Below are 11,226 nucleotides of genomic sequence, written 5' to 3'. Positions count from 1 at the left end.
TTTTGTTAACAACTGAACGTGACGGTGTCAGTTTTTGGTACTCGAGTTGCCGTTGCACGAGCTTGCCAGAAATCGATTTGCTTTAGTAATATTGATCAACTAGTTGTTTATCTTTCCATTCAAATATCTTTTATTGCTCCTCACAAAAGCGATAAAATGGTTTCTTTTCTTTTTGCTAAACAACTCCTATGACCGACGCTGATATTGAGCTACAACATCTTTGGTTAGAAGTCCAAGCCGAACGCTGGCAAAACCTGCCACGCTTTTTATTCAGTTACTACTGCTACAAGCACAACCTTGTCAGTAAAACCAACAAAGTTTGTTGGGAGACGGCACGTGCAAGACTGCCCGCTTCAACCTCAATAAAAGAGCGAAAAAAGGCGGTGGTTGAACCGTTAGTCTCTGAGGAAACCGTCGTTGGGTTATTGAAATCCATCAGCAAAGATGGGGAAATGACGTTTAACGTGATGGTAACCACACTTAATGCGTTTTTGCACTATGTTGTGATTAGCAAGGAAGAGAAAGCCCGACTTAAACCAAACATGCCAGCTAGTTGGTATCAGCGATCAAACAAGTCGCCTTTGGCACGTTTCGAGCAGGCTGGCATTAATCTACAGGAGTGACATGTCAGTCATCGCTGATGATAAACACAAAAGACAAGCGCCTACAATGAGGCGCATTTGGTCAAAAATTGAGGAGCACCTAAACAAAAGTGCGTAGCGAGCAACAAAGAAAAAGTTTGGTTATTCTTGAATGCCTCGAATGCGTACATTACGCCTACGTAGAACTTCTAAAGTCACGAGCAAACACACCGACATAAAAATCAGCAACGTAGCGACCGCCAATATAGTCGGACTGATTTGCTCTCGAATTCCTGACCACATCTGCCTAGGAACGGTTTTTTGTTCTGCCCCAGTCAGGAATAACGCCACCACAACCTCGTCGAACGAAGTGCCAAAAGCAAACAAGCCGCCAGAAATCATCCCCGGACGAATCAGAGGAAAGGTAATGTGTCTGAAAGTATAAACAGGGTTTGCTCCTAAGCTAGCCGCCGCTTTTACCAAGCTATGGTCAAAGCCGCTTAACGTCGCAGTAACGGTAATGACGACAAAAGGCGTACCTAACGCAGCGTGTGCCAAAATGACGCCTAAATAAGTTTGTGATAAGCCAAGGCGTGTGTAGAAAAAGTACATCGCAGCAGCAGAGATAATGACTGGTACGATCATGGGTGAGATCAACAGCGCCATAATCGTATTGCGAAAAGGCAAGTTACTACTTGCTAAACCCAACGCCGCCAGAGTTCCTAGCCCTGTTGCAACGAGTGTCGCCATAAAAGCAATAAACGTGCTGTTTTTCAGCGCCAACAGCCACTGATCACTAGTAAACATTTCTTGATACCAGCGAGTAGAATACGCTGCCGAGTCAAGGTTTAACATCCCCTCGGTAAAAGTAAAGTAAGGCGTTGCATTAAACGATAACGGGATGATGGTCAGAATTGGAGCGATTAAAAAGAACAGCACCACCCCACAAAAAGCTAAGTAACCTGCGTAAGCAACTCGCTCTACTTTTGATGCATAGTTTGGTAATGCCATGGTTATCCCCCTACCTTAAGGTTGTTAATGCCAACCACACGGTTGAACATATAAAACAGAACCAGTACAACGAACAAAAGCAGTCCACCCAATGCGCCAGCCATCCCCCAGTTCAGTGATGTCTGCATATGATAGGCAATCATATTGGAGATCATCTGTCCGCTTCTTCCACCAACCAAAGCGGGTGTAATGTAGAAACCAATAGAAAGAATGAAAGTAAGCAAAGCCCCCGCACCTATCCCCGGTAACGTAAGCGGCATATAAACTTTGATGAACGCAATGAAAGGCGTCGCGCCTAGAGAACGAGCGGCACGGAAATAAGTTGGGCTAATTCCTTTCATTACGCTATACAGAGGCAGGATCATAAAAGGCAACAGAATGTGCACCATAGACACCACCGTTCCGAAGGTATTGTGAATCATCTGAATTCGCTCAGAAGTAAAACCCGACCAAATAAGGAGATCATTAATGACCCCTTGGTTTTGCAGCAGAACAATCCAAGACGTGGTTCTGACTAATAATGATGTCCAAAATGGCAGCAGCACAATAATTAAAAGTAAGTTCGCGCGCTTATCAGGTAAATTGGCAAGCAGGTAAGCAACGGGGTACGCCATCACCAAACAAATTAAGGTGATTGAGATAGACATCCAAAAAGTTTTAAAGAAAAGGTCGACGTATATTTGGCGTTTTTCTGGTTGGGGTTCAATGTCTCCAAACTCATTCACTTGCAAGTCTAGCGCTGCAAGATAGTGACTGAATGTTAATGCGCCACTAAGATTCTTAAACGCCGCCCAATATTTAGGATTAGCCCAACGCTTATCCAGCTTAGCTAGCTGTGTCACCGAGCTCGGCAGCGACGTCAAACGAGACAACTTTCTGCCGGTTTTCATGAGTAAACTGCGCATACCAGACTCTTCAATATTCATCCGGTTGGCTATTTTCGGCAGCTCTTTGCTTTGATAAAGCGCAAGTACTTCAACAGAGAATGCCTCAATGACTTCTTGATGAGGCTGACCTTGATAATCCCAACTTTCTAAGGCTTGAATAGTTTGTGGTAGTGACAGGGATATTTCTCGGTTATCCACGCTTCGATAAAGCATGTCGAGGATAGGAAAAGCAAACGTAAGCAGAATAAAACACACCAATGGCGTTGTGAGCATAATGGAGCGAAGCTTTTTTCGGCGCTCGGCCTTTTGCAACTGCGCTTTCAAATTGGTTTCTTGCTCATGAACTTGGCGTTCGATTTCCAATACAGAATCTAATGCGGTTAGCTCTCGACTCATGCTGCTACCTCGCTACTTTGAGTTTGTGTCCCATCAAGAGCATGGCAATCGTCACTTTGCCAACCAATACGACAAATTGAGCCAGGCGTTAACTGCAAGTGTTTACGATTATCGTTAGGTACTTTAACGATGAAGTGACCAACGCTCTCTACTTCGACGACCAGACGATAATGATCACCGTGATAAATCAATTCTCGTAGGACGCCCGAGACTTGGTTCTCACAAGACGCTTTCTCTGGTTGAATAACAATCTTTTCTGGTCGAATGGAAAGTGTTGTTCTCTGCCCTTGCTCAGAGACTCTGACAGGTTTCGCAGTAAATAACTCTTTCCCAACGAGCACTTGGCAATACTTTCCGTCCCACTCTTTGACTAAACCTGAGAGTTGGTTGTTTTCTCCGATAAACTGCGCAACAAACGTATTACTCGGAGATTCATAAAGCTCGGTTGGTGTCGCGAGTTGTTGCACTTCGCCGTGATTAAAAACCGCAATACGGTCGGACATAGTGAGAGCTTCGTCTTGATCGTGCGTCACATACAAAATGGTAATGCCAAGCTTTTCATGCAAATGTTTAATTTCCATCTGCATTTGCTCACGCAGCTGCTTATCTAACGCGCCTAGTGGTTCATCCATCAACACGAGTTTAGGCTCAAACACTAATGCTCGCGCTAACGCAACACGCTGTTGTTGACCACCTGATAACTGCTTCGGATATCGAGTCGCAACATGCTCAAGCTCGACCATTTCTAATACACTCTGAACTTTGCTTTGAATCGTGTCACTGTCGAGTTTTCGCACCTTTAAAGGAAACGCAAGATTCTCAGCAATGGTCATATGTGGAAACAACGCATAGTTTTGAAACACCATACCAATATCACGCTTGTGCGGCGCGAGATGATTGACAGGAACGCCATCGATATAAATGTTTCCACCGGTCACAGTTTCAAAGCCTGCTAGCATCATCAAGCAAGTGGTCTTGCCCGATCCTGACGGCCCCAACATAGTAACGAACTCTCCAGGAGCAATATCTAAGTTGAAGTCTTTCACCACCAAATTTGTGCCATCGTAGGTTTTCTTAACGTGTTGAAAGCTGACATAGTCCTTGTTTTCCGTGCTCATGACTTCCCTCTTCTCATTTTTTGAATATTACGAATGAGTAGAGCGTAAGTTAACGCTCTACTAAACAGCACAATTACAGATTGTATTTGGATAGGTCTAAGCGGGTTTCTAACGCATGTTCAACCATTTGAATGACTTGTTGACGCTCTTCACCTTGTAAGAGTTGGCGTGGCGCACGAACCTGTTCAGAGCCACGTCCGCAGACTTGCTCGGCCAATTTTATGCACTGAACCAGCGTAGGAATGGTGTCTAAACGCAGTAGCGGTAAGAACCAACGGTAGATTTCTAACGCTTCAGCATAACGACCTTGGCTTGCCAGTTTATAAATCGCGACGGATTCTTCTGGGAATGCGTTGGTTAAACCAGAAATCCAGCCGGTCGCACCTAGCATCAATGATTCAAGAGCGATGTCATCAACACCACTGAACACGGTAAAGCGGTCATCAAATTTATTGTAAAGCTCAGTGATACGACGAGTATCAGTGGTCGACTCTTTGATAGCTACAATACTTTCAAACTCAGCCAGTTTCGCCATAATATCGAGGTTTACATCGACACCATAAGCAACCGGGTTGTTGTAAATCATGATTGGCATTTCTGGCGTTGCTTCTGCTAGCGTGCGGTAATATTCGAACGTTTCGCTCTCAGACGTGCGGTAAACCATGGCAGGCATCACCATACAACCATCGATACCAATTTTGTGCGCATCCTGCATGTAATCAACAGCTGCTGTGGTAATAGACTCTGCTGTACCAGCAATCAAAGGCACACGGCCATTTACGACTTCTTTTGCCGCTTGCAAGACCTGGCGTTTCTCCTCCGGGTACAACGCACAGTTCTCACCGACAGTACCCAAGCAGATAATGCCATTCACACCATCTTTAATCTGGTTGTCTATAACGGTTTGCGTTGCGTCTAAGTCAATTGACTGATCTTGACGAAATTGCGTACTGACCGCCGGATAAACACCTTTCCAATCAATTTTCATGAACTACTTTCCTTATATGTATATTGTATGCAATTTAAATGAACGAGCGAAAATGCTCAGACATGGCTATCTATGCCATTTTCTAACAACACCGCCTTTACAGCGGCCAAATCAGCCAAAGCACTGCCAACTGATTTGTATAAAGTAATGACCTCATCGTTTTGACGTCCTGAGATTTGTTGGGCGCAAAGCTGCGGTAATTCCCCTTTAATATCGTCTGACGTGAACACGCCCTCTTGAATTGGAATGAGAAGATCGCCCGCTTCGGCTAATACATTAATACGGCTATCAACATACACCTGTGCTCGTTGCACTGCTTTAGAGTCGCATTCACGCTTATCCAAGTCATGATTACCGACCAAATCAATATGGGTGCCCGGCTGCACGTCTGCGCCATTAAACAAAGGCTCTGCTGATGCGGTAATACAGCTGATGATGTCAACGTGTTTGATAACGTGGTCCACATTTTCTACGACTGAAACACGGAACCGACGCTCATCAGGAAGCGACTGATACTCTGAAGATGACACAATGGCATCTACCGTCGCCTCGGCTTTGTCTGAGTTACGCCCCCAAATATAAACCTGCTTAAGTGGGCGAACCGCAGCGTATGCCCACGCAAAATAAGGCGCAAGATTGCCCGTTCCGAAGATCAACAGACGATCAGCATCGGGACGCGCTAAATAGTCCGCTGCCAACGCAGAAGCTGCGGCGGTGCGCCAAAACGTTAAAACTTTACCGTCCACGAGTGCGAGCGGCTCACCATCGTTTCGTCTGAAAACAAGCAGCTTAGATGCAAGCGTATCTTTGCCTTGCTCAGGGTTATGCGGGAAATACGTAAAGGCTTTCACCGCAATCAACTCCTGGTTCCAAGCTGGAAGTAGCGCAAACGCCTCGTATTCTCCCTCTTCTAAGGGCATGACTCGGCGTTGAGGTATTGTTGCTGGCCGCGAGTACATTTCACGCATCGTTTCAATAAGAGACTTCATTGTTAAACATTGCGCGACTTGCTGTGCTTCGATGACTTTCATCATTTCTCCGAAAACATAAATACAGTTGAGGAAAAGTACGGAACCTCGCTTATGGATGAAAACTCGGCCCCATACAAAAATTAACGCCTAGTTAAGCAGCCAGGTGTTGAACTCTTCATTGAGTTCATCAGCGTAGTCTGACCACCATTCATCGTTAATCAGGAAGGCGGTTTGGAAGTTTTGAGGTGCGGTAGGAAGGTTCGCTAAAATGTCTGGGTTCACCTCCGCCGAAGACGACTTACGCGTAGGCCCATAGGCAACGTACTTAGCTTGATCAGCTAATGGTTTTGTTCCTGAAGAAAAAGCAATGAAGTCCAATGCAAGCTTTGTGTTCTCACTCCCTTTAGGTATCGCCCATCCATTCATGTAACCCATTTGACGGTCCCATATAATCCGAAATGGTTGACCTTCATCTTTACGGGCATTGTGGATTCGGCCGTTAAACGCCGAGGCGATCACCACTTCTTTATCTGCAAGCATTTGAGGTGGCTGGGCACCTGTTGTCCACCACAGCACTTCTGATTTGATCGTATCCAACTTAGCAAAAGCACGCTCACGCCCCGCTTCGGTTTCGAGCAGGCTGTAGACCTCTTCTGGCTTTACACCATCAGCCAATAGTGCCCACTCAAGATTACCCTGAGGCTGTTTTTGCAATGCACGTCGACCTGGAAAAGTTTTTAGGTCAAAGAGATCGGTCAACTTGCTAGGCAAAGCCTTACCTTTAAATGCGTCTTCGTTCACCGCTAATACAGTGGACACTACGATGGTATTGATTGCGCATTCGTGAATCGCACCATCAATAAAATCCTCTTGTGCTGGTGTTCCATCTGCGCCCGGAGGCAAAATACTTGGGTTCACTGGTTCTAATAACCCTTCGGCACAACCACGAACAATGTCCGGCTTGTCGAGAGAAACCAAATCCCAGCGCACATTGTTCGCTTCCACCTGTGCTTTAATTTCGGCTAATCCGCCGCTGAAATCCTCGGATACGATCTCGACACCTGTTTTTTTAATGAAAGGCTTGTGATATGCCTCCACTTGGCTCTTGGTGAATGCACCACCCCAAGACACGACCGTCAATTTGTCTTCAGCATAAGCAGAGGTCCCCAACAGCATTCCTGAAATCAACAGCGCCAATGGTGCTTTGGTCATTCGTGACATGTTTTACTCCTTTTGGTTGTTTTTCTGGAGGCATCCGAGTACGGCTGTTGGACACCATTTTTGTTAAAATTAAGTTAACATTAGCATTTAATATATTTTATACAATATTTAATATTAAATTTTTTCAGGCGAATCGTTGTAATGAAAAAGGTGAAAGATCAATCGATGTCGGCTTTCCTTCGATAAGCTCTAAAAGGAGATCTGCCGTAATCGCCGCTTGAGTTAATCCAAGGTGTTGGTGGCCAAATGCCAGTAATACATTTCCATCCCAAATGCTATCAATAACCGGTAACGAGTCGACTGTTGAAGGCCGATTCCCCATCCACTTTTCTCCTTGCTTGAGTGGATTTAACCCCGATTCAAACATCTCATCACCTAACTGAAAAAGCATTTCTGAACGTTTCATATTGGGTGGTGATTCTACATCGGCATACTCAACAGTGCCTGCCAAGCGTAGCCCACCAGACATCGGAGTCATGATGAATTTTCTATCGGCAGAGCTAATAGGAAATGGCAATACATCACGCTTGTCATCCACCATTAGGTGATAACCACGCTCGGCTTGAATAGGCACTTTGACTCCGGTTAGTTGCCGTATCAAAGGCTTAGAATGTACACCAGCGGCAACAATGATTCGGTCAAATGAATGTGTTTGAGACTCAACCAACACCTCGCCATTTTTCGCCAACGCAGATACACCTTTTTGTAAAACCATACCGCCAAGAACTTCAAAAGCTTCACTTAGCTCAACACAGAGCTGATAAGGGTCTAGCGTATGACCTGTATCGGGAAAAAAGACGCCGACAAAAACCTTATGGCTGAGATCAGGTATCCTCTCTCGAATCGCCTCTTGTGTCCAAACTTGATACGCCACACCGTTTTTAGCCAGTGAGTTAAGCGTACTTTGGTAGTCTTTAAACAGTTTCTCGTTTTCAAAAGTGAGCAATGAACCATTCATTTTTATTAGATGCGCTTTTCCGATTGAATCAAGCATGCCACGCCAACTTGCCACTGACCGCTCGTTAAGAGTTTTAATCGCGTTTTTTGCCTGCTCCGCGGCTGATGGCTTTGTTTGTAATAGAAAACGAATCATCCACCCGATAGTGCTTGGAATATCTTGCCAACGGATCGAAACCGGACTTTTGGGATCTAGCAGCATTTTAGGTAATTGTGAAAGCAGCGCTGGCGTTGCAAGAGGGAAGATTTGCTCAGTCGCGATATGGCCTGCATTTCCCTTAGAGCATCCATTCCCCACGCCATTGGGATCAAAAATCGTGACTTGATAACCTTGCTGCTGCAACTTCAATCCAATTGATAAGCCGATAATCCCCGCACCTATCACGGCGATCCTTTCCTTTTTGGTTTCATCCTTGACCAACATAAATATGCTCCGAGTCACACTTGAAAACGTAGATTGTATACAATATACTTTACATTACGTTAACATCACCATTGTTTAATTCAACCATTTTTTCAGCAAGGAGCGAAAAATGAGACAAGGAACTTTTTTCTGTATTGATGCCCACACCTGCGGCAACCCAGTTAGGCTGGTCGCAGGCGGTGTGCCTCCACTCGAAGGCAATACCATGAGCGAAAAGCGCCAATACTTTCTTGAGCATTATGATTGGATTCGTCAGGCACTCATGTTTGAGCCTCGCGGACACTCAATGATGTCGGGGTCAGTTGTCTTGCCTCCTTGCAGCGATAACGCAGACGCTTCAATTCTGTTTATTGAAACCAGTGGCTGCTTACCAATGTGTGGCCACGGCACCATTGGAACCGTCACTACCGCTATCGAGAATCGCCTTATCACTCCCAAAAAAGAAGGCCGTTTGATACTTGATGTCCCAGCAGGACAAATCGAAGTGCACTACCAAACAAAAGGTGACAAGGTCACGTCGGTGAAGATATTTAACGTACCAGCTTACCTTGCCCACCAAGACGTAACCGTGAACATAGAGGGCTTAGGTGAGCTCACTGTCGATGTTGCTTATGGCGGAAACTATTACGTAATCGTCGATCCTCAAGAAAACTACGCCGGACTTGAACACTACTCTCCAGATGAAATTTTGATGCTTTCTCCAAAAGTTCGCGAAGCGGTATCTCGAGCGGTTGAGTGCGTACATCCAGAAGATCCAACAGTGTGCTGTGTTTCTCACGTGCTATGGACCGGAGAGCCCACTCAAGAAAACGCTACCGCTCGAAATGCTGTGTTTTACGGCGACAAAGCGTTGGATCGCTCGCCATGTGGTACGGGAACAAGTGCGCGCATGGCGCAATGGCATGCAAGAGGCAAACTCAATCAAGGAGAAGACTTTGTTCACGAAAGTATCATCGGCAGCCTATTTCAAGGACGTATAGAAGGCATTACCGAAGTGAATGGCAAAGCCGCTATTTTGCCAAGCATTGAAGGATGGGCACAAGTATACGGTCACAACACGATATGGGTAAACGATGAAGACCCATATGCGTACGGATTTGAAGTGAAGTAATAAGGATAGTAAGGAAGAATGATGACCCCACAAGAACCAACCACTTTTTACGCAGTCAACGCCTTTACTGGTGAGCCTCTACCCACAGAGTTTCCGGTGCATGGGGAGCAAGAAGTTAATCAAGCCGCCTCAGCCGCCCAAAGCGTTGCGCGTGAGTTTCGCCAACTAAGCAATGCAAAGCGAGCGAGCTTACTTTGCTCTATCGCCTCTGAATTGGAAAAGAAGAGTGAAGAAATCGTTGCTCGTGCTCATTTAGAAACTGCCCTTCCCGAAGCACGTTTAAGCGGTGAAATAGGACGTACCGCCAACCAATTACGACTATTTGCCGAGGTTGTGAGCTCGGGTAATCACTATCAAGCAATCTTCGATACGCCAAACCCAGACCGCCAACCACTGCCAAAACCAGATATTCGTCGTCAACAAATCGCAATTGGCCCTGTCGCCGTGTTTGGTGCGTCTAATTTTCCGCTCGCATTTTCTACGGCAGGTGGTGATACGGCTTCGGCACTGGCTGCTGGCTGTCCTGTGATTGTAAAAGGCCATACCGCCCACCCTGGCACCAGTCAACTTGTTGCCGAGTGTATTGAGGCTGCACTTGAGAAAGAGTGCTTACCGCAAGCCATCTTCACGCTATTGCAAGGCAACAAACGCGCACTTGGCCAAGCACTCGTTACCCATCCAAAAATTAAAGGGGTTGGGTTTACAGGCTCCGTCGGTGGTGGCCGTGCGCTGTTCAATCTAGCTCAGCAAAGACCAGAGCCAATCCCCTTCTATGGTGAACTAGGGGCGATTAACCCAACATTTATTCTCCCTTCAGCCATACGGGCAAACGCATCATTGGCTGAAGAATTTGTGGCTTCTATGACTTTGGGCTGTGGACAATTTTGTACAAAACCAGGCGTTGTATTTGTCTTGAATTGCCCAGAAACGCAAGCCTTTATCGAAACCGCTCAAGGGTTAATTCGACAACAATCAACGGCCACTTTGCTAACGCAAGGAATCCGAGAAACATATGAATCCGAAGTGGATAAGCGAACTTCCGAAACAGGCATTAACGTCACTCGTTCTGAACAAGCAGAAGCGACCAATGTCTCACCAGCACTGTTCGTGACGGACAGTAAAAACTGGCGTAAAAACCCACAATGGGAGGAAGAAATATTTGGTCCTCAATCGTTAATCGTAATCTGTGAAGATTTCGATGACATGTTGAAACTGAGTGATTCACTGACTGGCTCGCTCACCGCAACCCTTCACACTACCGCTGAAGACGAAGAACAAGCGAAGCAACTGCTTCCAAGTTTGGAAGAAATCGCGGGACGCATTGTATTCAACGGTTGGCCAACTGGCGTCGAGGTTGGTTACGCTATGGTTCATGGTGGACCATATCCTGCTTCAACCAATTCTGCCTCAACATCTGTCGGTGCGGAGGCTATTCATCGTTGGTTGCGTCCGGTCGCTTATCAAGCTTTGCCAGAATCTTTATTGCCGGATTCATTAAAAGCGTCGAACCCACTTGGTATTCAACGCGCCATAGATGGCAAAGTTTCCCAATAAGCTCACC

General features: G+C 46.0%; 10 protein-coding genes. 3 read left to right on the top strand and 7 right to left on the bottom strand.

Features of this window, described 5'->3' with window-relative positions; translation table 11 throughout:
* Positions 1 to 188 precede the first annotated feature (188 nt).
* Positions 189 to 623, top strand: coding sequence for a hypothetical protein (locus tag R7D93_RS08770; protein ID WP_042521922.1), 435 nt, complete (start codon positions 189 to 191; stop codon positions 621 to 623).
* 120 nt (positions 624 to 743) lie between these two features.
* On the opposite strand, the gene R7D93_RS08765 is transcribed toward R7D93_RS08770, so the two are convergent.
* The 7 genes from R7D93_RS08765 to R7D93_RS08735 form a co-directional block, all read right to left on the bottom strand.
* The gene (locus R7D93_RS08765) at positions 744 to 1,592 is read right to left on the bottom strand and encodes an ABC transporter permease (protein ID WP_006741629.1); all 849 of its coding nucleotides are present in this window, start codon (positions 1,590 to 1,592) and stop codon (positions 744 to 746) included.
* Positions 1,593 to 1,594: 2 nt separating this feature from the next.
* The gene (locus tag R7D93_RS08760) at positions 1,595 to 2,875 is read right to left on the bottom strand and encodes an ABC transporter permease (RefSeq protein ID WP_054577900.1); all 1,281 of its coding nucleotides are present in this window, start codon (positions 2,873 to 2,875) and stop codon (positions 1,595 to 1,597) included.
* A complete protein-coding gene (locus R7D93_RS08755; RefSeq protein ID WP_161442558.1) occupies positions 2,872 to 3,993 on the bottom strand; it encodes an ABC transporter ATP-binding protein in 1,122 nt (373 codons plus the stop codon). The genes R7D93_RS08760 and R7D93_RS08755 overlap by 4 nt, the downstream gene beginning before the upstream one ends.
* A gap of 73 nt (positions 3,994 to 4,066) precedes the next feature.
* Positions 4,067 to 4,981, bottom strand: coding sequence for a dihydrodipicolinate synthase family protein (locus R7D93_RS08750; protein ID WP_033905160.1), 915 nt, complete (start codon positions 4,979 to 4,981; stop codon positions 4,067 to 4,069).
* Positions 4,982 to 5,037: 56 nt separating this feature from the next.
* Positions 5,038 to 6,012: an ornithine cyclodeaminase family protein gene (locus tag R7D93_RS08745; RefSeq protein ID WP_225495608.1), complete on the bottom strand. Its 975-nt coding sequence runs from the start codon at positions 6,010 to 6,012 to the stop codon at positions 5,038 to 5,040.
* Between the two features lie 87 nt (positions 6,013 to 6,099).
* On the bottom strand, positions 6,100 to 7,173 hold the full coding sequence (locus tag R7D93_RS08740) for a polyamine ABC transporter substrate-binding protein (protein WP_054576452.1): 1,074 nt from the start codon (positions 7,171 to 7,173) through the stop codon (positions 6,100 to 6,102).
* 124 nt (positions 7,174 to 7,297) lie between these two features.
* Entirely contained in the window at positions 7,298 to 8,554 is a 1,257-nt protein-coding gene (locus tag R7D93_RS08735; protein ID WP_054576451.1) for an NAD(P)/FAD-dependent oxidoreductase, read from the bottom strand.
* Between the two features lie 109 nt (positions 8,555 to 8,663).
* Here R7D93_RS08735 and R7D93_RS08730 point away from each other — a divergent pair, with 109 nt between their 5' ends.
* Positions 8,664 to 9,665: a 4-hydroxyproline epimerase gene (locus tag R7D93_RS08730; protein WP_225495590.1), complete on the top strand. Its 1,002-nt coding sequence runs from the start codon at positions 8,664 to 8,666 to the stop codon at positions 9,663 to 9,665.
* A gap of 21 nt (positions 9,666 to 9,686) precedes the next feature.
* Positions 9,687 to 11,219, top strand: a complete 1,533-nt coding sequence (locus tag R7D93_RS08725; protein WP_225495606.1) for an aldehyde dehydrogenase (NADP(+)) — start codon at positions 9,687 to 9,689, stop codon at positions 11,217 to 11,219.
* Positions 11,220 to 11,226: the final 7 nt, after the last annotated feature.

This window comes from Vibrio sp. YT-15, from assembly GCF_033337445.1.
Lineage (GTDB): Bacteria > Pseudomonadota > Gammaproteobacteria > Enterobacterales > Vibrionaceae > Vibrio > Vibrio alginolyticus.
The sequence above is the reverse complement of the archived record's forward strand: the minus strand, read 5'-3'. Positions and strand labels throughout refer to the sequence as shown.

Bases quoted from the DNA above. Each gene is read 5' to 3' on its own strand.
- R7D93_RS08740 (WP_054576452.1), bottom strand. From the start codon at position 7,173: ATGTCACGAATGACCAAAGCACCATTGGCGCTGTTGATTTCAGGAATG.
- R7D93_RS08765 (WP_006741629.1), bottom strand. From the start codon at position 1,592: ATGGCATTACCAAACTATGCATCAAAAGTAGAGCGAGTTGCTTACGCA.
- R7D93_RS08770 (WP_042521922.1), top strand. From the start codon at position 189: ATGACCGACGCTGATATTGAGCTACAACATCTTTGGTTAGAAGTCCAA.
- R7D93_RS08730 (WP_225495590.1), top strand. From the start codon at position 8,664: ATGAGACAAGGAACTTTTTTCTGTATTGATGCCCACACCTGCGGCAAC.
- R7D93_RS08755 (WP_161442558.1), bottom strand. From the start codon at position 3,993: ATGAGCACGGAAAACAAGGACTATGTCAGCTTTCAACACGTTAAGAAA.
- R7D93_RS08750 (WP_033905160.1), bottom strand. From the start codon at position 4,981: ATGAAAATTGATTGGAAAGGTGTTTATCCGGCGGTCAGTACGCAATTT.
- R7D93_RS08745 (WP_225495608.1), bottom strand. From the start codon at position 6,012: ATGAAAGTCATCGAAGCACAGCAAGTCGCGCAATGTTTAACAATGAAG.
- R7D93_RS08760 (WP_054577900.1), bottom strand. From the start codon at position 2,875: ATGAGTCGAGAGCTAACCGCATTAGATTCTGTATTGGAAATCGAACGC.
- R7D93_RS08735 (WP_054576451.1), bottom strand. From the start codon at position 8,554: ATGTTGGTCAAGGATGAAACCAAAAAGGAAAGGATCGCCGTGATAGGT.
- R7D93_RS08725 (WP_225495606.1), top strand. From the start codon at position 9,687: ATGACCCCACAAGAACCAACCACTTTTTACGCAGTCAACGCCTTTACT.